Genomic DNA, 22,155 nt, shown 5'->3' with positions numbered 1-22,155 from the left:
GTCCGGTGACCGCCGTCACCGCCCACCCGATCGTCGACGCCGTGCTGCGGCGTCATGCGGATGCGCTGGGCGCCGACCTTGCCGTCTACCGCAATCATGTGTATCGGGGACTGACCTATCACCAGGCGCTGTGCGGCGCGCCGCTGCCCGACTGGGCCGCGCTGGCGTGGGCGGTGCACGACCTGGGCATCTGGACCGCGGGCAGCTTCGATTACCTGGGGCCCTCGGCCGACCTCGCGTCGACCCTTGCCGGCGAGTTCGGAGTCGGCGAGGTCGGCGACGCGCGCGCGATGATCATCGACCATCACACGCTGCGCCCGGTGGCCGATCCGATGGTCGAGACGTTTCGCATCGCCGACCGGATCGACGTCAGCCGTGGACTCCTGCGCGGTCCCCTGCGGCGGTCCTTCGTCACAGCGGTGGTGGCCGAACTGCCGTACCTGGGATTCCACGCCTTCCTGGCACGCGGCCTGTTGGGCTACGCGGCGACCCACCCGCGCCGGCCGTTTCCGATGCTGCGCTGGTGAGGCGAAGTCTGCCCAGGTCAGCGGGTCCTACGCGGTATGGTGCTTGATGTGGTGAGAATTCCCCGACCGCCGCACCCCAGCGTGAAGCCCGGGGTCAAGGTCGACGCGCGCAGCGAACGGTGGCGCGAACACCGCAAGAAGGTGCGCGGCGAAATCGTCGAGGCGGCGTTCCGCGCCATCGACCGCCTGGGGCCCGACCTGAGCGTGCGGGAGATCGCCGAGGAGGCCGGCACCGCCAAGCCGAAGATCTACCGGCACTTCCACGACAAGTCCGATTTGTTCCAGGCGATCGGGGAGCGCCTGCGCGACATGTTGTGGGGGGCGATCTTCCCGTCGATCGACCTGAAGACCGACTCGGCGCGCGAGGTGATCCACCGCGCCGTCGAGGAGTACGTCGTCCTGGTCGACAAGCACCCGAACGTGCTGCGCGTCTTCATCCAGGGTCGGTCGGCGGCGAGCCCGCAGATCCTCGACGAGGGCCGCGGCATCACCCTGGCCGTGGCCGACATGTTCGACAACGAGCTGCGCGAGATGGAGCTGGACCACGCGGCGATCGAGCTGGCCGGGCACGCCGCGTTCGGCTCGGCCGCCTCGGCCACCGACTGGTGGCTGGGCCCCGACCCCGACAGCCCGCGGCGCATGCCGCGCGAGCAATTCGTCGCCCACCTGACGACGATCATGATGGGGGTGCTCGTCGGCACGGCCGAGGCGCTGGGCATCTCGCTGGACCCTGACCAGCCGATCCACAGCGTGGTGCCCAGCAACCCGGCCGCGAGCTGAGGACTTTCGGCACGTTGACATCGGTCCGGCGATCGTCAACACTCGTGCCATCCGATACCCTGGGTACTGGGTATTTGGGGAGCTAACAGGAAGACCGATCCACCGTGACCGATGCCATGACACACGCCGAGCCGACTGCGACGCGCGAACCGGTGCACACCCGCGCCCTGATCATCGGGACCGGGTTCTCCGGTCTCGGGATGGCCATTGCACTGCAAAAGCGGGGCGTGGACTTCGTCATTCTGGAGAAGGCCGGCGACATCGGGGGCACCTGGCGGGATAACAGCTACCCCGGTTGCGCCTGCGACATCCCGTCGCACCTGTACTCGTTTTCGTTCGAGCCCAAGCCGGACTGGCGCAACCCGTTCTCCTACCAGCCCGAGATCTGGGACTACCTCAAGGGCGTCACCGACAAGTACGGGCTGCGCCGCTACATCGTGTTCAACTCCCTGGTGGATCGCGGCCACTGGGACGACGAGGAGAACCGGTGGCACGTGTTCACCGCCGACGGCCGCGAATACGTCGCGCAGTTCCTCATTTCCGGCGCGGGCGCGCTGCACATCCCGTCGTTCCCTGACATTGAGGGTCGCGACGAATTCGCCGGTCCCGCTTTCCATTCCGCGGAGTGGGACCACAGCGTCGACCTGACCGGCAAGCGCGTGGCGATCATCGGCACCGGCGCCAGCGCGATCCAGATCGTGCCCGAGATCGTCGGGCAGGTGGCCGAGCTGCAGCTCTACCAGCGCACCCCGCCGTGGGTGGTGCCGCGCTCCAACCCCGACCTGCCGCTGGCCCTGCGCCGCGCCATGGCGAACGTCCCCGGGCTGCGCGCGCTGACCCGCCTGGGGATCTACTGGGCCCAGGAGGCGCTGGCCTTCGGCATGACCAAGCGGCCGAACGCGCTGAAGTTCATCGAGGCCTACTGCAAATACAACATCCGCCGCTCGGTGAAGGACCGCGAGCTGCGCCGCAAACTGACCCCGCACTACCGCATCGGGTGCAAGCGAATCCTGAATTCCTCCACCTATTACGGCGCGGTCGCGGACCCCAAGACCCAACTGATCACCGAGGGCATCAGCCGCATCACGACCGACGGCATCGTCACCGCCGACGGCCGGGAACACAAGGCCGATGTGATCGTCTACGCCACCGGCTTCCACGTCACCGACTCCTATACCTACGTCCAGATCAAGGGGCGGCACGGGGAGGACCTGGTCGACCGCTGGAACCGTGAGGGCATCGGCGCGCATCGCGGCATCACCGTCGCCGACGTGCCCAACCTGTTCTTCCTGCTGGGACCCAACACCGGGCTCGGGCACAACTCGGTGGTGTTCATGATCGAATCGCAGATCCACTACGTCGCCGACGCGATCAAGACCTGCGACAAGATGGGCGCACAGGCGCTCGCGCCCACCCGCGAGGCGCAGGACGCCTTCAACGCCGAGCTGCAGGAGAAGCTCTCGCACTCGGTGTGGAACAGCGGCGGCTGCAGCAGCTGGTATTTGGACGAGCACGGCAAGAACACCGTGCTGTGGGGCGGCTACACCTGGCAGTACTGGCGGGCGACCCGCGGGGGCAAGCCCGAGGAGTACCGGTTCTTCGGTGTACGCCGCCGCCACAAGGACCTGAGCCTCACCGGAGAGGCGTAACCGAGTTTCAGGCTCCCAGAGGATTCAGGATTTACACTGGGAGGGACATGAGCGCCTATCAGACCGTCGTGGTCGGCACCGATGGTTCGGATTCGTCGCTGCGTGCGGTGGACCGCGCAGCCGCGATCGCCGCGGAGCACGGCGCGAAATTGATCATTGCGACCGCGCATACCCCGGTCCCCGTGGAAAAGGGCCGCTACGCCATCCCGCCGGGGAGCGACCACGGTCAGGACTACCGGACGGTGGGCGAGGCCCCTTTCTACGCGATCCTGCAGAACGCCAGGGAGCGGGCGCACCAAGCCGGGGCCAGGAACGTGGAGGAGAAGCCGGTGGTGGGTGCCCCCATCAATGCACTGGTGCAGCTCGCCGAGGAGATCGCCGCCGACCTGCTCGTCGTCGGCAATGTCGGGCTCAGCAGCGTCGCCGGGCGGCTGCTGGGATCAGTCCCATCCGAAGTCTCCCGCAGGGCCCGCACCGACGTGCTGATCGTCTACACCACCGGCTGAGCGCCTACGACGTCGGGCCGTGTCCGCGCAGCAGCTGGATGAACGCGCCCGCGGCGGCATCCACGCCGGCGTCGTCATCGGTGGCCACCAGATCCAGCAGCAGGCCGCGGGTCACGGCCAGCCCGAGCCGCGCCATCGCGCCGTCGTAGGCAACGCCGGCGGCGGCCGACTCGACCTCGCGCAGCCAGCCGTCGACGGCACCGGGAACCATTCGCGTGAACGGCTTTTCGCCCTGGGCCGCGCGCGAATAGCACTCGAAGAAGAGGCGTTCGAGTTGGCGCAGTTCGGGGCGGCGGAGGTCGGCCCACATCGCGGCGAAGCCGTCGGCGGGATCCTCCGGCAATCCGGGGACGAGGGCCATCTGGCGCCGCTCGGCCTCCTCGACGATCGCGATCAGCAGATCTTCTCGAGAACCGAAGTGGTGCAACAGCATCCGGTGGCTGGTGCCGACCGCGGCGGCGACGTCGCGGAGCGAACGGTTGCCGATGCCGTTCGCGGCGAACTCATCGAACAGCGCATCCAGCAGTTCGCGGCGCCGTTCGGTGTCAGGCGTGCGGGCCATCGGCGCGGCTGAGCTGCTCAGACCGTGCCTTGAGGCCCTGGGCCTCCATGGCGAGGAAGCGCTTGGTCCGCGTGACCGTCAACTGCGCGACGAGGGCGCCCAGGATGCCGCGCTGATCGAGTTCCTGGCGCACGAGGGTCCGCCCGTCGGGCAGTGCGGTGACGTAGTGGCGAGCGGTCACCGCCACGCCGGGCGAGCGGCACACCCACGTCCACGAGGTGCCGGGATCGACCTCGGTGACCTTCCAGGTCAGCTTCTGCAGGCCGGGTTGCTTGATCGCGAACCGCCTGCCGACGGCCAGGGCGGATCCGTCCCGGCCGGTCAGCGACGTCACCGAAGCGGTCCACTCGGGCCAGCGTTCGACGTCGCTGAAGACGTCCCACACGAGCTGGGGTGGCGCGTCGATCTCGATACTGTCCTCGTTGAACATGTACCAAATGGTACATAGAACGCCGGGCTCTGCCTAGGGGTCAGGCGACGCGCGCGTTGAGGTGCTTGAGCGCCGCCTCGGCCCCGTTCCACCCGGGGATGCCGGTCACCCCCGGGCCCGGGTGGGTGCACTGGCCGCACAGGAAGAGCCCGTCGACCGGCGTGGCGAACTTGTCGGCTCCCTCGACGACGCGGCCCGTCCACAGCTGGTTGGGCTGTAGCAGGCCATGGGAGTAGTCGCCCGCGTGTGCGCTGAAGGTGCTGCCGAAGTAGCGGTTGGAGAACACGACGCGGTTGGTGACGGAGTCGGCGAATCCGGGCGCGAACGTGTCGAAGATGCGCACGCAGGTGTCGGCGTACTGCTCCTTCCAGCTTCGGTTTTCGTCGGCGTCCAGGCCGGTGGGGAAGTAGGGCGTGAAAATCGTTGCGCTGTGCTTGCCTTCGGGCGCCAGCGACGAGTCGACCATGCTGGGGATGTACAGATAGGTGGGCGGGGCATCGGGAAGCTGGCCCTTGCGGTATTGCTCCCACGCGTCGCTGATGTACTCCGGCGACGGCGCGTAGGCGACGGTGGGACACCATTTCCCGTTGTCGTGCATGTAGGGCTGCAGCCGCTCGATCCACTGCGGCGCCTGGTCAATGGTCAGGTGGGCCTGGATGTACCCGAGATTGAAATTGATTTCCTTGATCTTGCGGATGTAGTCGGGCGGAAAGTTCTGCGCGCCGGCCAGATTCACGAAGGTGGTGTAGGGGTCGAGCGACGAGAGCACGGCGTCGGCCGAAATCGTTGTGCCGTCACGGAGTTGGACGCCGGTGGCGCGCCCGTCGGTGACCAGGACCTGCTTCACGTGCTGCTTGAGCTGCACCTCGGCGCCCAGCGCTTCGGCGCGGCGGCACAGCGCGGCGCTCAGGGCGCCGATGCCACCGCGGGGCATGATGTATTCGACGTTGCCGCCGCCGATCAGGTAGTGGTACAGCGTCGAGGCATTCGAGCCGGGAGTCCAGGGGCCGCCGTCGAAGGCGTCGATGGACATCGCGGCCAGCGAACCCTGGATGCAGCGGGCCTGGTCGGGGGCCAGGAAGCGCCGGACCGTGTCCATCGTGCTGCCGTACCACATTTGGGCGAAATCGTGGCGGTCTTCGGGTGTGGGCTGGGAGGCGATCACCTCGATGATGTCCAGCGGCGGCCCGAACGCCGAGTCGACGAAATACGGTGCGAATCGTCCGATGTGGGCGAAGAGGCCGCCGAGGGCCGCCGCGGTGTCGGCGCCGTGGTCGTCGAGCAGGTGGCGCGCCATGCGCTCGAGGTCGTTGTACATCACGAACGGGGTGTCGGCGGCGTCGCCGAACGTACACGTGGACGTCCACTGGTCCATCAGCTCGAAGCCCCACTTGGTGAGTTCCAGGCGTTCGGTCATCTCCTGGCGCCAGATCAGGACCGCCCACGCGCCGACGCTGTGCTTGTACCCGTCGAAGAGTTCGCGGGTGGCGGCCATTCCGCCGAGGAAGTTGGCCCGCTCCAGCACGAGGACTTTCGCGCCGCCCTTGGCCAGCACGTTCGCGGCGACCAGGCCGTTGTGACCCGCACCGATGATGATCGCGTCGTAGTCCGCCATGCCGATCCGCCTCCGATCCTCGGGGGTAAATCCCGCCTGACCGGCACGATGTCATAACTGACATTGTTGCGTCAATAGTGACATTTCGTGGCATGCTGGGCCCGTGGAATCCCGTGGACGGCGCACGCGCGACGCACTGCACCGGGCGGCGATGCGCCGCTTCGTCGCCGACGGCGTGCACCAGACCAGCGTCGCCGACATCGCCGCCGACGTCGGCGTCACCGAACGGACTTTCTACCGGCACTTCCTGTCCAAGCACGCGGTGCTCTTCGCCGACTACGACATCGGGTTCGAGTGGTTCGCCCGCGCCCTGGCGCTGCGCCCGCACGGGGAGCCCATCACCCAGTCGGTGCGAAAGGCCGTGGACGCCTTCCCCTTTGATTTCGCGATGGTCCGCGACGCCGCCACCATCCGGTCGCGTGACTTGGATCAGGACATCATCACGGGCCACATTCGGCGGCTCCGCGACCAACTCGCCGCCGAGATTCAGCGCTTCATCAGGCGGCGGTCGTCACCCACCGCCGACGGCGAGATGATCGCCGACATCGCGGCGCACAGCCTGGCCACGGCCGTGTTCGTCGCGCTGGAAACGTGGATGGCCAAGGGCGTGCAGGACACCGACGAGCTGAGTCGGCTGACCGACATGGCGCTGAGCGCCCTCGAAGACGGCCTGACCGACACGCTGCGCAAGGCCGGCCTGGATTGACGGCGCGAGGCGGCGCTGTCGGACGCGCCGAGCGTGAGCTCACGGCGGAATTCTCGCCGGTTCTTCGCCGTCAGTTCACGCTCGGTGAAGCGCAGAGGCCGCGACACGGCAAACACAACGTGTTGTGTTCCGCCGCCATGTCGTACCCCAGGGGTAGTGTTTGTGGCCTAGGTGTTCAAGGCGAAACCGGCTGGTGAAGTGGGGTTCTGGTGACCGAAAACATGAAGCTGATTGACCGCGTTTCGGCGATCAACTGGAACCGGCTGCACGACGAGAAGGACGCCGAGGTGTGGGACCGGCTGACGGGCAATTTCTGGTTGCCCGAAAAGGTGCCGGTGTCCAACGACCTCCCGTCGTGGGGAACGCTGACCGCCGGCGAGAAGCAGCTGACGATGCGGGTGTTCACCGGGTTGACGCTGCTGGACACCATCCAGGGCACGGTCGGGGCGGTGAGCCTGATTCCCGACGCGCTGACCCCGCACGAAGAGGCCGTCTACACCAACATCGCGTTCATGGAGTCGGTGCACGCCAAGAGCTACAGCTCGATCTTCTCCACGCTGTGCTCGACGGCCGAGATCGACGACGCCTTCCGCTGGTCGGAGGAGAACCCCAACCTGCAGCGCAAGGCCGAGATCGTCATGCAGTACTACAAGGGCGACGAACCGCTGAAGCGCAAGGTGGCCTCCACGCTGCTGGAGAGCTTCCTCTTCTACTCCGGGTTCTACCTGCCGATGTACTGGTCGAGCCGGGCCAAGCTGACCAACACCGCCGACATGATCCGGCTGATCATCCGCGACGAGGCCGTGCACGGCTACTACATCGGCTACAAGTTCCAGCGGGGCCTGGCGCTGGTCGACGACGCCAAGCGCGCCGAGCTCAAGGACTACACCTACGAGCTGCTCTTCGAGCTCTACGACAACGAGGTGGAATACACCCAGGACCTCTACGACGAGGTCGGGCTCACCGAGGACGTCAAGAAGTTCCTGCGCTACAACGCCAACAAGGCGCTGATGAACCTGGGCTACGAGGCGCTGTTCCCGCGCGACGAGACCGACGTCAACCCGGCGATCTTGTCGGCGCTGTCACCCAACGCCGACGAGAACCACGACTTCTTCTCGGGTTCGGGCAGCTCGTACGTCATCGGTAAGGCCGTGGTCACCGAGGACGAGGACTGGGACTTCTAAATCTGCTGGTCCATCAGGAGCCCAGACTGTCAACAACCTCAGTCAGTTTTAAACCTAGTCCAACCGAACCCGCACCGTGACCCGGCCCGCGTCGTCACGGGTGGCGACGGCGTGCCGGTGCGGTCGTTGCCGCGAAAGTTGAGCAGCGTGATGGGTTCCCCGTCACCGAGGAAGTTGCGCCACCAGCTCTTGGCGTCCGGCCCCATCACGCGGATGGTGACCTGATCACCGGACAGTCGGTAATTCACCGGCGTTTGGAAGCTGCGCCCCGACTTGCGGCCGGTGTAGCGGATCTCGACCAGGTTGCGGCCGACGACTCTGCCGAGAACGGGGACGGTGGTCAGACCGACGGCGAGCCTGTTGAATGCATGTGCGACCGGGCTATCGAAGAAGCTGTGGGACATGACCGCCAGGCTAGCGTGCGTTCCTACTCGCCGGCTGTCCAACGCCGGGCGTCGCGGCGCCCTCACCCGATCGACAAACCGGCGAATCCGCGCGCCCCACAACGTCATCCGGCGTCACGCGCCGTCATACGATGACGGCGGCTGTTAACGCTGGGAGGCGCAGCACCGGGAATTCTCCCAGAACCGTACACACCCAAATGAGCAGTTTCGGCCACGTGAGTCCTGCCTGCCGCCGGGGGTGGTGACCGTGAGCGCGCGGGATGTTGGTGATGGGGTGGGCGTGTGACGTGCGGGGTGGTGTTGGCAAGATCCCTGCGTGTAGGGCATCTGCCCCGTGTGGATCGCTTTCGTGAGATGTCCGTCGGGCGAGGCAACAATGGACTTGTCCAGGCCGGCGAGACAGTTCCATCCCAGCGGCCGAAGTTAGCCTTTCTGTACTCGCTTCCGCTGCGGTACTTGCTTCCGCTGCGGTACTTGCCTCCGCTGCGGTACTTGCTGCCGCTTCTCTGCTGGCTTCCGCTGCGGTACTTGCGCCCGCCTCTCTGCTGGCTTGCGCTGCAGCACTTCCTCTATCTGCGGCACTTGGAGCTCTCGCCCGACCATTCTCAGTTGTTCGACTTGGTCGTATGTTTCCTTCAAAGCAGCTTCGAGTCGAACAATCTCCCTGACCCTCTTTCTAGTGGCCGTGAGCTGAGCTTCGAGATTTTTGAGGCGCTCATCAAATCCGGTTGAGCCTCCGCCTCCGTTGAATTGGTCCTCGAGGGCTTTCACTCGCACCTCTAGGTCACTGTCTTCAAGGGCTTTCACTCGCACCTCTAAGTCACTGTCTTCAAGGGTTTTGACTCTTACCTCTAGGTCAACTAGCTTCGCGTTAATCGCATCGAACGCATCCTGATTTGCCACACGACTCCTTAGAATCTTATTAGCGCGCGGATACACAGCGCATAACCGACACCTACGAGCGCAAAAGTCCACTTCGTTGCGAAGTCGCGGCGCTTACTCCTCTTGACCGCAGCCGCCATTACACGGTCATCGTCCTCGGAATTGCCGCCCTCATCGTCGAACCTTTTACGAATCCAGACGAGGTCGTACCCGGTTCTCAGTGCGACTGCGCCGAAGCCGATGAAATTTCCCCAAAATGCCCACATATCGGTTATATGCACGGTGGCTCGTTTCGCGTGGCCTATGTGGTCCTGGCTTGCAGGGTTGACGCAGGGATCAGACCATCCTTACAGCAGGCGGCCGCTGTGCGGAAGGACGGCCCCCGTGCGGAAGGGGCCAGACCCCGAAGCCAGCCCCGACCTTCGGCGCTATCAGCCCTGTCGTTTCTCCATCATTGGATCAGGTTGATCACTAGCGTCAGCGCAGCGGGCGCGGCATTTTGCGCGTGGTGTCCGGTTCTGCGGGTGTCGGCTGACGATCGGATCGTGGCGCAGTCGTGCCACTCACGGGCGGATCGCACTGAGAACCTGATGCGGCACTAGGTGGTGTCGCGTAATGCCGCATCGTGCGTGGTGTTTTCCGGTGACATACTCATCGTGTCGACTCCTGCTCCCGTAATGTCGCCTGCCAGGGTGATGGGACCTCTGGTTTGCCATGAGCATGGGACCGGGTTGTTCCGGTTGTAGGCCGTGTGTTGATAGTGGCGGAAGGGGTGGTTGCCGGTCAATCCGACGCAGTCGGAGAGGCCGGCTTTCGGTTTCCTGGCTTCTGGCGTTGCCGGTAGGACTCGCCTTCGACGACGAGTTCGTAGGCCGCTGATTGCAGTCGGTCCATCGCGGATTGGGCCAGCAGCGGGTCGGCCATCATGGTCAGGATCTCGGGTGGTTCGCGGTTGCTGGTGATGACGGTCGATGCGGCGCGGTGGCGTTCGACGATGATCTCGTAGAAGTCGGTCGTCTCGGTGGCCTCCAGGCGGTGCAGCGCGAGGTCATCGATTATCAGCAGTTCGACGCGGTGCAGTTTGCGCATCTCGTCTTCGTAGCTGCCGTCCAGGCGTGCCCCGCGAAGGCGTTTGAACATTTTGTCGGCCCGTTCGGTGTGCACGCTGTGATGCCGGCGTACCGCGATGTGACCTAATGCGTTGGCCAAGAACGTCTTTCCCACTCCTACCGGTCCCATGACGAGCACGTTGTAGGCGTCGGCGAGGAACCGCAGTGAGGTCAGCTCGGCCCATAGTTGTTGATCGAAAGCCACGGCGGCGGAGTCATCCCAGGCCTGTAGCTGCATGGCCGGATCGAGATGGGCGGCCTTGGCGCGCCGGGTCGCGGATTCGCGGTCGCGGCGGGTGACCTCATCTGCGAACAACAGTTCCAGGAAGTCGTGGTGTGGTAGCCGGTTGGTACGGGCCAGCGCCAGCCGTTCGGGCAGCGTGTCGAGCAGCTGGCCGAGTTTGAGGCGGCGCATCAACGCTTTGAGCTCGCCGGACACCTCGATTGGCTTGACCGCCGGCGTGGCGTCGGGGCGCTGTGGGCTCATGAAGGCCTCCGCACCGCGAAATCAGAGCTTTCTCGGACAAACCGCGACGCTGCCCCGGGCGGTTTCGGTAGCAGGGGCAGTTGTTCACCGCCGCCGCGGGTCAAGATCCGCTCGATCAGCCCGACGTCGATCACCTCGGCGTCCAGGGCACGCCGGCACGCGTCGTCGACCTCCTCGGCGCCGTGGCGGCGCACCAGCCCCAGCAGCCGGTAGACCTGACGCATCTTGGTCCACGGCAGCGGATGCTCGAGCACCGCTGCCGCGTAGGTGCCGACATGGGTGCCGTGGGCGGCTGCCTTGCGCTGCAGGGCATTCAGATCACGCATCGCATAGACCGACACCTCAGAGGGAAGATCGGCCGGATCAGTATGGCGGCGACCCGGGGCCACGACCGGATGCACCTTGATCAGCTCACCACGCCAATAGAGCTTGACCGAGTGTGCATCAGCACGGGCCTCGATGCGCTTGCCGACCAGCTCTCCGGGCACGCTGTAGAGGGCTTTGGCGACCTGGACGTGGCGGTCCGGGGCCACTTTCGGGCGCGTCCAGATCGGAACGTCGAAGGCGGTGTCGGATACGGGCCCTAGTGCGGGCAGCTCATCGCCGATGAACACCTCGGCCGGCCGCAGGCGGGTGGTGCCGTGAATGCGCATACCGGCGGTCTGAGCGCACCAATGTTCGGCGCGGCTGCGACAGTCATTGAGATCCCGGAAATCTTCTCCGGCAAAGAAATTCGATCGCACATACTGCACCATGCGTTCCACCCGTGGCTTATCTTTCGGGCTGCGCACCCGCGCCGGGTCGACCGCAAACCCACGAGCCTGCGCATACTCGCGGAACGCATCGTTGAGCCGAGGCTCGGTCGCATGCGCGGTGGTGACGATGGCTTTCATGTTGTCAGGGATCACCACCGCGAACACCCCGCCGAAGAACGCCCACGCCGCATCGAACCCGGCGATCACATCGTTCAGGGTCTGGCGGTAGGTGGGCCAGACGAACATGTGCCGCGAATACACCGCGGTAAAGATCAACCCCTGCACGACTCGGCGCCGACCATCGCTGGCGTCGGTGAGCATCCCGAGGCGGCCGAAGTCGACCTGCACCTCCGCACCCGGTTCGCAGTCGGCCACCGGCACCGTGGCTTGACGGCGTCCGAAATCCAATTCGGTTGTGGCGTAACGATTCAGCGTCCGATAGGACACCACCACACCGCGGCGCCCAAGCAGCGTGTGGATCTTGGTCAGCGTCAATCCGTCTTTGAGCCAGGCCTTGATCTGCTCATGCTCTGCAGCGATCGTCTCCCACGCCAGGCTCTTGCCGCTGGGCCGGTGCGGACGCACTCCGGCAATCACCGCCGCGATCAACTCATCAGTGAGCTGACCGTCTCCACCATCGCGGTCCAGCCCACTAGCACGGGCTCGGTCGACGTAGCGTCGCACCGTTTTGCGGTCGGTGCCCGACAGCCGGGCCACCTCCCGCAACCCCAACCCCTGCAGCCACAGCCGCAGCATCTCCACGATCTCGATCACCGACACCTCCCGGTAGCTCATCAGGCCAATACAGCGGCCCAACTACCGGAAGAACCCGACACCACGCCGGGTGGTCCCATAACTGGCAAACCAGCCAGTCGAGTGGTCCCATCAATGGCAAACAGGTGGTCCCATGCTCATGGCAAAACCAGCTCTGAAGTGGTCCCATTCACCTGGCAGCCGACACCCGTAAAGAGCGGCTCTGCCAACCTTTTTAGGTGCTTGCCTAAAAACCACAGTTCTCAAGGTTGACCTTGAAATGACTGCGGGCGGTAGTCGCCGTAGATGCCGCGATCGTCGCCAGCGAGCACTCGCTCGTGCTCCTTGGCGGCCCGTGCCGCGATCGCGGCCTGCACTTCGGCGCCGCTCCTCGCCCTCGGCGGCGTGATGCACCACGGCCTTCCACGCCAGAAGCCAAGGGTCGCGACAGCCAGCGCGCCCACGATGACCACCAAAATTTTGCTACGAACCCGATCAGCAGCAGAACACGGAACAGACCATCCATACTCACCTCTTTATCCGTGCCTACCTTTTGCCCACACCTGCCCACAGAATCACCTTTTGAGTGCGACTCACTCTGATGTGTTTGGCCGTATTCGGCCGCCTGACCCGCGTACCGGAGTAGGACCACGACTTCTTCTCGGGTTCGGGTTCGAGCTATGTGATCGGCAAGGCCGTGGTCACCGAGGACGAGGACTGGGACTTCTAGGCCCAGGTGTTCGGGTCGTGAACGACGCATGAATTGTGGGTCCGCTGCGACGCCCCGCACGCCCACCGACGTGAGACTTATGACGTGACTTCAACCCACGCTTCGCACAAGCACGCCAAGTTTCTCAAGTCGGTGATCCGTTGGCTGGACGTTGGGTACCCCCAGGGCGTCCCCGGGCCGGACCAGGTGGCCTTGTTCGCGCTGCTCAAGAGCACACCACTGACCCAGGATCAGCTCGAAGAAGTGGTGCACAACATCATCGGCAAGCACAAGGCCGAGGGTGACGGGGCCGTCAGCCGCGACGAGATCGAAGAGTTCATCTCGCGGACCACCCACCGCGAACCCGGCCGGGAGGACGTCATCCGCGTGGCGGCCACCCTCTGCGCGGCCGGGTGGCCGCTGGCGGGCATCGATGTCAGCGAAGTATGTCCGGGCGACGACCACGCCGAGGCGGCCGAAGAGGTTGCCTGCCAAGGTGTGTCGAAAACCCCGTCATAGCTTGGAGATGTCGATCACGAAGCGGTAGCGCACGTCGCTGGCGAGCACGCGCTCGTAGGCCTCGTTGATGTAGTCGGGCTCGATGAGCTCGATCTCCGGCGTCACGTCGTGCTCGGCGCAGAAATCCAGCATCTCCTGCGTCTCGGCGATCCCGCCGATGTTGGATCCGGACAGGCTGCGCCGCGCCAGGGCCAGCGGGAACGCGTGCACCTGCATGGGGTGCTCGGGGATGCCCAGCTCGACGAGCGTGCCGTCGACGTCGAGCAGGCCCACGTAGTCGTCGAGCTTCAGGTTCGCCGAGACGGTGTTGAGGATCAGGTCGAAGCTGCCGCGCAGCTTCTTGAAGGTGTCCGGATCGGCCGTCGCGTAGTAGTTGCTGGCGCCCAGCCGCAACCCGTCCTCCATCTTCTTCAGCGACTGCGACAGCACCGTCACCGGCGCGCCCATCGCGGCGCCGAGCTTCACGCCCATGTGCCCCAGGCCGCCCAGTCCGATGATCGCCAGCCGCGTATCCGGCCCGGCCTTCCAGTGCCGCAGTGGGGAAAACAGCGTGATCCCGGCGCACAGCAGCGGCGCCGCCTTGTCCAGCGGCAGCGAGTCGGGGATGCGCAGGACGAAGTTTTGGTCGACGACGATCGCTTGGCTGTAGCCGCCCTGCGTCGGCGTGCCGTCCTTGTCGGTGGAGTTGTAGGTGAAGGTCGCGCCCGGCTTGCAGTACTGCTCGAGCCCTGCCTTACAGCTGCTGCATTCGCCGCAGGAGTTGACCATGCAGCCCACGCCGACGTGGTCGCCCACCTTGTGCTTGGTGACTTCGGAGCCGACGGCGGCCACGACACCGGCGATCTCGTGGCCCACGACCACGGGGTAATTCGGCGTGCCCCACTCGCCTTTGGCGGTGTGGATGTCGGAGTGGCAGATCCCGGCGAACTTGATGTCGATCGCCACGTCGCGCGGGCCGGGCTCGCGACGGTCGATGGTGGTCTTGGTCAGCGGTGCCGTCGGTGACGTGGCGGCGTACGCCGCAACTGTGCTCATGAAATGTCCCTCTTCGATCTCGATGCGTCCTCAAGAAGTTTAGCTAAGGTAATTTTCTCGGGCCACTTGGCGGTGGTGTGCCCAGACCGCCAGCTTATGACGGCGCAGCCGACGCGGCCGTCCGGCGGGTCCGCGCAGCCCGCCGGCCGCGCACGCTCGAGGTCGACGGGGATCGCTGGATCACAGTCCAATCTTCGGCACGTTTGGGGCCATGCCGCCGGCCATGGACACGCGCGGCGCGCCAGTTTGCCAATAGGGCGCTACGGGGCCATGCCCGAATCGATCCAGCGTTGGAAAACGCCGATCTTTTCGGCGCTCCAGGCGCCGTCGCACGGCATCGACCCGTCGCGAAGGCGTTCGACGATGGCCGACGCATGGGACTTGACGTCGGTATAGGACCACAGGTCGAACGCCCACCTCATTGACTCGCGGTCCCGTTGGCGAAACAGCGGTTTGATGTTGCGCTCGAACACCACCGGTTCGCCCGCGCCCGGCAGCGGGACGGCCGGCGCGTCCGGCGAGTCGGCGTGACCCGCGCCGGGAGCGGGAGCCGCCGGCGTCGCCTGACCCGCCATTCCCGGCGTGGTGGCGGCTTGCGAACCGAAGTTGATCGACGGATGCTGCTCGAGCGCCGGGGCGGAGCTCGAGCAGCCGGAGGCCAGTGCGACGGCGGCCGCCGTCGCGGCGACGGCGGGCAGAGCGGTCAGCGAACGATGAGGCTGGGGCATGACGGTTGCACATCTCCCTGATTGACGGCGAGCCGGCGGATACGAAGCGCTCGTCAGGAGATAGGGCGGCGAGTTACTCGGGCCGCTCCAAGGCCGTGCGCGTCGTGGGCGAAACGACCGGGCCGCAACCCGATTGGCGCCGCACGAGCGGTCTTCGGGTGACCGCTCAGTTGATCGGCGCGTTGAGCAGGCGCAGGTCGTCGACGATGCCGCGGGCCGCGATCAGACCCTCGCCGGTCTGCCACACCTCGTCGTTGACGACATACACCCGGTTGTCGCGGTTGGCGGACAGCCTGCGCCACGGGTTGCTGTCCAGCACGGCGGCGGCGCGGTCGGCGGCGGCCGGGGTGGCGCACGACAGGTAGACCACGTCGGCGTCGGCGGCCGAGAGGTCCGGGTTTTTGGCGAGATCGGCGTCGGTGGCGGGAATCTCGATGTAGGGCTTGTCGGTGAACCGTTGGGCGGCCGGGCGGTCCACCCCGACCGCGCCGAGCACGCTCGCCGGGAAGTTGCTGGCCCCGTAGACCCGGATGGCGCCGGTGGTCAGCTGCACGATCGACGCCTGGAAATGGGACGCGTCGTGGCTGGCGCCGATCTGGGTGGCCCGCTGGGTGAAGCCTTTGATCAGCGCGTCGGTCGCGGCGGCGCGCGCGGTGGCGGCCCCCACGCCGCGCACGTTGTCCTGCCAGGCGGCGCCGGGCGCCGCCGTGAACACCGTGGGGGCGATCGCGGCGAGCTGAGGGTAGAGCTTGGGGGTCAACCCCGCCGACCCGAGGATCAAGTCGGGGTGGGCGGCCGCGATGCCGCCCAGGTCGGGGTTGCCGCGGGTGCCGACGCCGGGCAGGCCGTGCACCGCGCTGCCCAGGTACGCGGGCTGGCCCGAGGCGCCGTCCGGCAGCGCGGCGGCGACCACCCGCGATTGCAGGCCGAGCGCGCACAGGGCGTCGAGCTGGTCCCCGGAAAGCACCACGATGCGCTGCGGCTCGGCGGGAACCGTGACCGTGTCGGGCGTGACGCCCGCCGCGTTGCGGGCCTGGCGCGTCGGCGGCCCGGGATCGGCCGCGGCGGCGTCGCGCGCGCATGACTCGTCGGGCCGGCGATCGTTGCCCAACACGCCGGCGCCGGCGATCTGGGTGGTGGGGGTGACCAGCGACCGGGTCGACGCCGTGGTCCCGGAGCCTCCCGAACCGCATCCGGCGCACGCCGCGACGACCGCCGCTAGGGCGCCCGCCGCCACGATCGATCGCCTCCCCAGCACGCGTTTCACGCTAACATTCGGCGACTTCGGAGCCATTTACGACAGTTTGTAGGACTGCCCCTGACGGCGCGTTCCCCGGGGGCTAAGATTCGAAGTCAATACTGGGTTCGGGCCCTGTCCGACGATGTTTGGAGGAGCTGTTGACAGCCGAAGCCCCCCCGCTGGGAGAACTCGAGGCCGTCCGTCCGTACCCGGCCCGGACCGGTCCCAAAGGGAACCTTGTCTACAAGCTGATCACCACGACCGATCACAAGATGATCGGCATCATGTACTGCGTCGCCTGCTTCATCTTCTTCTTCCTGGGCGGGCTGCTGGCGCTGCTGATGCGCACCGAGCTGGCGGCGCCGGGACTGCAGTTCCTGTCGAATGAGCAGTTCAACCAGCTGTTCACCATGCACGGCACGATCATGTTGCTGTTCTATGCCACCCCGATCGTGTTCGGCTTCGCCAACCTGGTGCTGCCGCTGCAGATCGGCGCGCCCGACGTCGCCTTCCCGCGGCTGAACGCGTTTTCCTTCTGGCTGTTCTTGTTCGGTGCCCTGATGGGAGCGGCGGGCTTCATCACGCCGGGTGGGGCCGCCGACTTCGGCTGGACCGCCTACACCCCGCTGACCGACGCCATTCACTCGCCCGGCCCCGGTGGGGACCTGTGGATCATGGGTCTGATCGTCGCCGGTCTGGGCACCATCCTCGGCGCCGTCAACATGATCACCACGGTGGTCTGCATGCGCGCGCCCGGCATGACGATGTTCCGGATGCCGATCTTCACCTGGAACATCCTGGTGACGTCGATCCTGGTGCTGATCGCGTTCCCGTTGCTGACCGCGGCGCTGTTCGGTCTGGCCGCCGATCGGCACCTGGGGGCGCACGTCTACGACCCGGCCAACGGCGGGGTCCTGTTGTGGCAGCACCTGTTCTGGTTCTTCGGCCACCCCGAGGTGTACATCATCGCGCTGCCGTTCTTCGGGATCGTTTCGGAGATCTTCCCGGTGTTCTCCCGCAAGCCGATCTTCGGTTACACCACGCTGGTCTACGCGACGCTGTCGATCGCCGCGCTGTCGGTCGCGGTGTGGGCACACCACATGTTCGCCACCGGAGCCGTTCTGCTGCCGTTCTTTTCGTTCATGACGTATTTGATCGCGGTGCCGACCGGGATCAAGTTCTTCAACTGGATCGGCACGATGTGGAAGGGCCAGTTGACCTTTGAGACGCCGATGCTGTTTTCGGTGGGCTTCGCGGTCACCTTCCTGTTGGGCGGCCTGACGGGCGTGCTGCTGGCCAGCCCGCCGCTGGACTTCCATGTCACCGACACCTACTTCGTGGTCGCGCACTTCCACTACGTGCTGTTCGGCACCATCGTGTTCTCCACGTTCGCCGGGATCTATTTCTGGTTCCCGAAGATGACCGGCCGGCTGCTGGACGAGCGGCTGGGCAAGCTGCACTTCTGGCTGACGTTCATCGGCTTCCACACCACGTTCCTGGTGCAGCACTGGCTGGGCGACGAGGGCATGCCGCGGCGCTACGCCGACTACCTGCCCACCGACGGCTTCCAGCCGCTGAACATCGTCTCCACGGTCGGCGCCTTCATCCTGGGCGCCTCGATGTTCCCGTTCGTCTGGAACGTCTTCAAGAGCTGGCGCTACGGCGAGGTCGTGACCGTCGACGACCCGTGGGGCTACGGCAACTCGCTGGAGTGGGCGACCAGCTGCCCGCCGCCGCGCCACAACTTCACCGAGCTGCCCCGGATCCGTTCGGAGCGACCGGCTTTCGAGTTGCACTACCCGCACATGGTTGAACGGCTGCGCGCCGAGGCGCACGTCGGGCGGCATGCCACGGCGCTCGAGTCGCCGAAGGGATTCGGGCCGCGGACCGAACCGGATCGCTCCACTGCCGAGCAGTAGCGGCGGCAGCCGGGAGTGAACTCTCCAGCCAAGGTGTCGGTGCTGATCACCGTCACCGGCGTGGATCAGCCGGGCGTCACGTCGGCGCTCTTCGAGGTGCTGTCGCGACACGGGGTCGAGCTGCTCAACGTCGAACAGGTGGTGATCCGCGGGCGCCTGACGCTGGGCGTGCTGCTGTGCTGTCCGCCTGAGGTCGCCGACGGCGGCGTCTTGCGCCGTGACGTCGAATCCGCCGTCCGCGGGATGGGCCTGGACGTCAGCATCGAGCGCAGCGACGACGTGCCGGTCATCCGGGACCCGTCGACCCACACCGTGTTCGTGCTCGGCCGGCCGATCACGGCGCGGGCGTTCGGCGCGGTGGCCAGGGAACTCGCGGCGCTGGGCGTCAACATCGACCTCATCCGTGGCGTCTCCGACTACCCCGTCACCGGCCTGGAGCTGCGGGTGTCCGCACCGCCGCTGGCCGACGGCGCGCTGCGCAACGCGCTGACCCGGGTGGCCGCCGACGAGGGCGTCGACGTGGCGGTCGAGGAGTACAGCCTGGAACGGCGCGCCAAGAGGCTGGTCGTGTTCGACGTCGATTCCACGCTGGTGCAGGGCGAGGTCATCGAGATGCTGGCGGCCCGCGCGGGGGCCCAGGGTGCGGTCGCCGCAATCACCGAGGCCGCGATGCGCGGCGAGCTGGATTTCGCGCAGTCGCTCGAGCAGCGGGTGGCGACGCTGGAGGGCCTGCCGGCCACCGTGATCGACGAGGTCGCCGAGCAGCTGGAACTGATGCCCGGCGCGCGGACGACGATACGAACGTTGCGGCGCTTGGGTTTTCACTGCGGCGTGGTGTCCGGAGGGTTCCGGCGGATCATCGAGCCGCTGGCCGAGGAGCTGATGCTGGACTATGTCGCCGCCAACGAGCTGGAGATCGTCGACGGGACACTGACCGGCCGGGTCGTCGGGCCGATCGTCGATCGGGCCGGCAAGGCGGCGGCGCTGCGGGAATTCGCGGAGCAGGCCGGGGTGCCGATGGCGCAGACCGTCGCGGTCGGCGACGGCGCCAACGACATCGACATGCTGGCCGCCGCGGGGCTGGGCGTGGCGTTCAACGCCAAGCCGGCGCTGCGGGAGGTCGCCGACGCGTCGTTGAGCCATCCCTACCTGGACACCGTCCTGTTCCTGCTGGGCGTGACCCGCGGGGAGATCGAGGCCGCCGACGCGGTCGACGGCCAGGTGCGCCGGGTGGAGATCCCGCCGGATTAGTGGCCATCGCGGTACGGCACGATGGTCGGGTGCCCGAAAACGGAAGTGAGGCAGCCGACCCCGATCTGCTGATCGACTTCAGGAACGTGTCGCTGCAGCGCGGCGGACGCGTCCTGGTCGGGCCGCTGGATTGGGCGGTGGAACTCGACGAACGCTGGGTGATCATCGGGCCCAACGGCGCCGGCAAGACGTCGTTGCTGCGCATCGCCGCGGCCAGCGAGCACCCGTCGTCGGGCGTGGCGTTCGTCCTCGGTGAGCGGCTGGGCCGGGTCGACGTTTCCGAGTTGCGTTCGCGGATCGGGCTGAGTTCGTCGGCCCTGGCGCAGCGGATCCCGACCGACGAACTGGTGCGCGACCTCGTCGTCTCGGCGGGCTACGCGGTGTTGGGTCGATGGCGGGAGCGCTACGAGGACGTCGACTACCAGCGGGCGATCGACATGCTGGAAAGCCTTGGCGCCGAACACCTCGCGGACCGCACCTACGGCACGCTGTCGGAGGGGGAGCGCAAGCGCGTGCTGATCGCCCGCGCGTTGATGACCGACCCCGAGCTGCTGCTGCTCGACGAGCCCGCGGCCGGCCTGGACCTGGGCGGCCGGGAGGAGTTGGTGGCCCGGCTGGCCGATTTGGCGGCCGACCCCGATGCGCCCGCGCTGGTGCTGGTCACGCATCACGTGGAGGAGGTTCCGCCCGGCTTCAGTCACTGCATGCTGCTGTCGGAGGCCAAGGTGGTCGCCGCCGGCCTGCTGCCCGACGTCCTGACCGCCGAGAACCTGTCCGCCGCGTTCGGCCAGTCCATCGCCCTCGACGTCGCCGACGGCCGGTACTTCGCCCGCCGCGTCCGCACCCGCGCAGCCCACCGGAGGCCGCTATGACGTCACCGCAGGACCCGCCGCCGCTGGTGCCCCGGCCGGCCGCGACCGTGATGCTGGTCCGCGACGAGCCGGAGGGCTCAAAGAACGGGTTGGCGGTTTTCCTGATGCGCCGGCACGCCCGGATGGAGTTCGCCGCGGGCACGATGGTGTTTCCCGGGGGCGGCGTCGACGACCGGGACCGCAACGCCGACCTGGAACGACGGGGGGCGTGGGCCGGGCCGCCTCCGCAGTGGTGGGCGCAGCGGTTCGGCATCGAACCCGACCTGGCCGAGGCGCTGGTCTGTGCCGCCGCCCGGGAGACGTTCGAGGAGTCGGGGGTGCTCTTCGCAGGGCCGGCCGGCCAGGCCGATTCGGCACCGAACAGCATCGTCGGCGATGCCTCGGTGTATGCCGAAGCCCGCCGCGCGCTGGCCGACGGGACGCTGTCGTTCGCGGATTTCCTGCGCCGCGAAAACCTGGAACTGCGCTCCGACCTGCTGCGGCCCTGGGCCAACTGGGTCACGCCGGAGGCCGAGCGCACCCGCCGCTACGACACCTACTTCTTCGTGGGGGCGCTGCCGCAGGGGCAGCGGGCCGACGGGCAGAACACCGAGTCCGACCGCGCCGGCTGGACGACGCCGCAGGCCGCCATCGACGACTTCGCCGCCGGCCGGTGCTTCCTGCTGCCGCCGACCTGGACGCAGCTGGACTCGCTGGCCGGTCGCAGCGTCGCCGACGTGCTGGCCGTCGAGCGCCAGATCGTCACGGTGCAGCCACACCTCGAAATCCAGGGTGACAACTGGGTTTTCGAGTTCTTCGACTCCGACCGCTACCACCAGGCCCGCGAGGCGGGCGGGATGGGGTGGCGGCATTGAGGGAGTTCGTCAGCGTCGTGGTCAGCGACGGGACGCGGGACGCCGGCCTGGCCATGCTGCTCGTGTCGCGGCCGCCCACGAACGCGATGACCCGCCAGGTCTACCGCGAGATCGTCTCGGCGGCCGACGAGCTGGGTCGCCGTGACGACGTCGCCGCCGTGATCCTGTTCGGCGGCCACGAAATCTTCTCCGCGGGCGACGACATGCCCGAGCTACAGACGTTGACCGCGCCGGAGGCCGACGCCGCGGACCGGGTGCGCCGGCAGGCCGTCGACGCCGTGGCGGCGATCCCGAAGCCGACGGTGGCCGCGATCACCGGGTATGCGCTGGGCGCCGGCCTCACCCTGGCGCTGGCCGCCGACTGGCGGGTCAGCGGCGACAACGTGAAGTTCGGCGCGACCGAGATCCTGGCCTGCCGCGTCCCGGGCGGCGGGGGAATGGCGCGCCTGGCCCGCGTGGCCGGGGCGAGCAGGGCCAAGGAGCTGGTGTTCAGCGGGCGGTTCTTCGACGCCGAGGAGGCCCTGGCGCTCGGGCTGATCGACGAGATGGTGGCCCCCGACGACGTCTACGACGCCGCCGCGGCGTGGGCGCGCCGCTTCTTGGAGGGGCCGCGACACGCGCTGGCCGCCGCCAAGGCGGGAATCAATGCCGTTTTCCGTCCGCCGCCCCACGCCGATTA

General features: G+C 67.1%; 22 protein-coding genes and 2 pseudogenes. 13 read left to right on the top strand and 11 right to left on the bottom strand.

Going from position 1 to position 22,155, the window contains the following annotated elements; translation table 11 throughout:
• Positions 1–5 precede the first annotated feature (5 nt).
• The 4 genes from MTAB308_RS08250 to MTAB308_RS08235 all read left to right on the top strand — a co-directional run bounded on the left by MTAB308_RS08250 (position 6) and on the right by MTAB308_RS08235 (position 3,462).
• Positions 6–527, top strand: a complete 522-nt coding sequence (locus MTAB308_RS08250) for a hypothetical protein (RefSeq protein WP_077099033.1) — start codon at positions 6–8, stop codon at positions 525–527.
• Between the two features lie 48 nt (positions 528–575).
• Entirely contained in the window at positions 576–1,307 is a 732-nt protein-coding gene (locus tag MTAB308_RS08245; RefSeq protein ID WP_108637293.1) for a TetR/AcrR family transcriptional regulator, read from the top strand.
• Between the two features lie 116 nt (positions 1,308–1,423).
• Positions 1,424–2,956, top strand: a complete 1,533-nt coding sequence (locus tag MTAB308_RS08240; protein WP_425436220.1) for a flavin-containing monooxygenase — start codon at positions 1,424–1,426, stop codon at positions 2,954–2,956.
• A gap of 47 nt (positions 2,957–3,003) precedes the next feature.
• The gene (locus MTAB308_RS08235) at positions 3,004–3,462 is read left to right on the top strand and encodes a universal stress protein (protein WP_077099031.1); all 459 of its coding nucleotides are present in this window, start codon (positions 3,004–3,006) and stop codon (positions 3,460–3,462) included.
• 4 nt (positions 3,463–3,466) lie between these two features.
• On the opposite strand, the gene MTAB308_RS08230 is transcribed toward MTAB308_RS08235, so the two are convergent.
• The 3 genes from MTAB308_RS08230 to MTAB308_RS08220 are packed head-to-tail and all read right to left on the bottom strand — an operon-like array spanning position 3,467 to position 6,069.
• Positions 3,467–4,024 carry a TetR/AcrR family transcriptional regulator gene (locus MTAB308_RS08230; RefSeq protein WP_077099030.1) on the bottom strand — a complete coding sequence of 186 codons (558 nt, stop codon included), beginning with the start codon at positions 4,022–4,024 and terminating at the stop codon, positions 3,467–3,469.
• Positions 4,008–4,454, bottom strand: a complete 447-nt coding sequence (locus MTAB308_RS08225; protein WP_077099029.1) for an SRPBCC family protein — start codon at positions 4,452–4,454, stop codon at positions 4,008–4,010. Before MTAB308_RS08225 ends, MTAB308_RS08230 begins: the two co-directional genes overlap by 17 nt.
• Positions 4,455–4,494: 40 nt before the next feature.
• Positions 4,495–6,069 carry a phytoene desaturase family protein gene (locus MTAB308_RS08220; protein WP_077099028.1) on the bottom strand — a complete coding sequence of 525 codons (1,575 nt, stop codon included), beginning with the start codon at positions 6,067–6,069 and terminating at the stop codon, positions 4,495–4,497.
• A gap of 103 nt (positions 6,070–6,172) precedes the next feature.
• Here MTAB308_RS08220 and MTAB308_RS08215 point away from each other — a divergent pair, with 103 nt between their 5' ends.
• Together MTAB308_RS08215 and nrdF are read left to right on the top strand one after the other, a co-directional pair.
• Entirely contained in the window at positions 6,173–6,775 is a 603-nt protein-coding gene (locus tag MTAB308_RS08215) for a TetR/AcrR family transcriptional regulator (protein ID WP_083746477.1), read from the top strand.
• A 209-nt stretch (positions 6,776–6,984) separates the two neighbouring features.
• Entirely contained in the window at positions 6,985–7,959 is a 975-nt protein-coding gene (gene nrdF, locus MTAB308_RS08210; RefSeq protein WP_173842136.1) for a class 1b ribonucleoside-diphosphate reductase subunit beta, read from the top strand.
• Positions 7,960–7,997: 38 nt separating this feature from the next.
• On the opposite strand, the gene MTAB308_RS08205 is transcribed toward nrdF, so the two are convergent.
• The 5 genes from MTAB308_RS08205 to MTAB308_RS08180 all read right to left on the bottom strand — a co-directional run bounded on the left by MTAB308_RS08205 (position 7,998) and on the right by MTAB308_RS08180 (position 12,822).
• Positions 7,998–8,363: a hypothetical protein gene (locus MTAB308_RS08205; protein ID WP_342744144.1), complete on the bottom strand. Its 366-nt coding sequence runs from the start codon at positions 8,361–8,363 to the stop codon at positions 7,998–8,000.
• A gap of 423 nt (positions 8,364–8,786) precedes the next feature.
• Positions 8,787–9,266: a Dor-1 like family protein gene (locus tag MTAB308_RS28845; protein WP_157900925.1), complete on the bottom strand. Its 480-nt coding sequence runs from the start codon at positions 9,264–9,266 to the stop codon at positions 8,787–8,789.
• 762 nt (positions 9,267–10,028) lie between these two features.
• Positions 10,029–10,841, bottom strand: coding sequence for an ATP-binding protein (locus MTAB308_RS08190; protein ID WP_077097804.1), 813 nt, complete (start codon positions 10,839–10,841; stop codon positions 10,029–10,031).
• Positions 10,838–12,391, bottom strand: a complete 1,554-nt coding sequence (istA, locus tag MTAB308_RS08185) for an IS21 family transposase (RefSeq protein ID WP_077097370.1) — start codon at positions 12,389–12,391, stop codon at positions 10,838–10,840. The genes MTAB308_RS08190 and istA overlap by 4 nt, the downstream gene beginning before the upstream one ends.
• Positions 12,392–12,612: 221 nt before the next feature.
• Positions 12,613–12,822, bottom strand: a complete 210-nt coding sequence (locus MTAB308_RS08180; RefSeq protein ID WP_077099025.1) for a hypothetical protein — start codon at positions 12,820–12,822, stop codon at positions 12,613–12,615.
• 173 nt (positions 12,823–12,995) lie between these two features.
• Between MTAB308_RS08180 and MTAB308_RS29715 the strand changes: the two are divergent.
• Both MTAB308_RS29715 and MTAB308_RS08175 read left to right on the top strand, forming a co-directional pair.
• Positions 12,996–13,079 (top strand): annotated as a pseudogene (locus tag MTAB308_RS29715) (hypothetical protein); the annotation flags it as partial.
• Positions 13,080–13,163: 84 nt separating this feature from the next.
• On the top strand, positions 13,164–13,577 hold the full coding sequence (locus MTAB308_RS08175; RefSeq protein ID WP_077099024.1) for a DUF3349 domain-containing protein: 414 nt from the start codon (positions 13,164–13,166) through the stop codon (positions 13,575–13,577).
• Here the strand turns inward: MTAB308_RS08175 and MTAB308_RS08170 are convergent.
• The 3 genes from MTAB308_RS08170 to MTAB308_RS08160 form a co-directional block, all read right to left on the bottom strand.
• Complete coding sequence (locus MTAB308_RS08170) at positions 13,572–14,612, bottom strand: NAD(P)-dependent alcohol dehydrogenase (protein ID WP_077099023.1); 1,041 nt, start codon at positions 14,610–14,612, stop codon at positions 13,572–13,574. The genes MTAB308_RS08175 and MTAB308_RS08170 overlap by 6 nt on opposite strands.
• Positions 14,613–14,872: 260 nt before the next feature.
• Positions 14,873–15,340, bottom strand: coding sequence for a hypothetical protein (locus tag MTAB308_RS08165; protein WP_108637253.1), 468 nt, complete (start codon positions 15,338–15,340; stop codon positions 14,873–14,875).
• A gap of 166 nt (positions 15,341–15,506) precedes the next feature.
• The gene (locus MTAB308_RS08160) at positions 15,507–16,634 is read right to left on the bottom strand and encodes an iron-siderophore ABC transporter substrate-binding protein (RefSeq protein ID WP_083746476.1); all 1,128 of its coding nucleotides are present in this window, start codon (positions 16,632–16,634) and stop codon (positions 15,507–15,509) included.
• A gap of 104 nt (positions 16,635–16,738) precedes the next feature.
• On the opposite strand from MTAB308_RS08160, the gene ctaD reads away from it, so the two are divergent.
• From ctaD to MTAB308_RS08135, 5 genes and pseudogenes are all read left to right on the top strand, one after another.
• Positions 16,739–18,499, top strand: coding sequence for an aa3-type cytochrome oxidase subunit I (gene ctaD / locus MTAB308_RS08155; protein ID WP_077100049.1), 1,761 nt, complete (start codon positions 16,739–16,741; stop codon positions 18,497–18,499).
• A gap of 15 nt (positions 18,500–18,514) precedes the next feature.
• Positions 18,515–19,750 carry a phosphoserine phosphatase SerB gene (serB, locus tag MTAB308_RS08150; protein ID WP_077099022.1) on the top strand — a complete coding sequence of 412 codons (1,236 nt, stop codon included), beginning with the start codon at positions 18,515–18,517 and terminating at the stop codon, positions 19,748–19,750.
• Positions 19,751–19,755: 5 nt separating this feature from the next.
• Positions 19,756–20,622: an ABC transporter ATP-binding protein gene (locus tag MTAB308_RS08145; RefSeq protein ID WP_173842170.1), complete on the top strand. Its 867-nt coding sequence runs from the start codon at positions 19,756–19,758 to the stop codon at positions 20,620–20,622.
• Entirely contained in the window at positions 20,619–21,476 is an 858-nt protein-coding gene (locus tag MTAB308_RS08140) for an NUDIX hydrolase (RefSeq protein WP_077099021.1), read from the top strand. The genes MTAB308_RS08145 and MTAB308_RS08140 overlap by 4 nt, the downstream gene beginning before the upstream one ends.
• Positions 21,473–22,144 (top strand): annotated as a pseudogene (locus MTAB308_RS08135) (enoyl-CoA hydratase); the annotation flags it as partial. The gene MTAB308_RS08140 and the pseudogene MTAB308_RS08135, both read left to right, overlap by 4 nt.
• Positions 22,145–22,155: the final 11 nt, after the last annotated feature.

The organism is Mycobacterium terramassiliense (genome assembly GCF_900157385.1).
GTDB classification, from domain to species: domain Bacteria; phylum Actinomycetota; class Actinomycetes; order Mycobacteriales; family Mycobacteriaceae; genus Mycobacterium; species Mycobacterium terramassiliense.
Note: the sequence above shows the minus strand (reverse complement) of the source record. Positions and strands in the feature narration are given on the sequence as shown.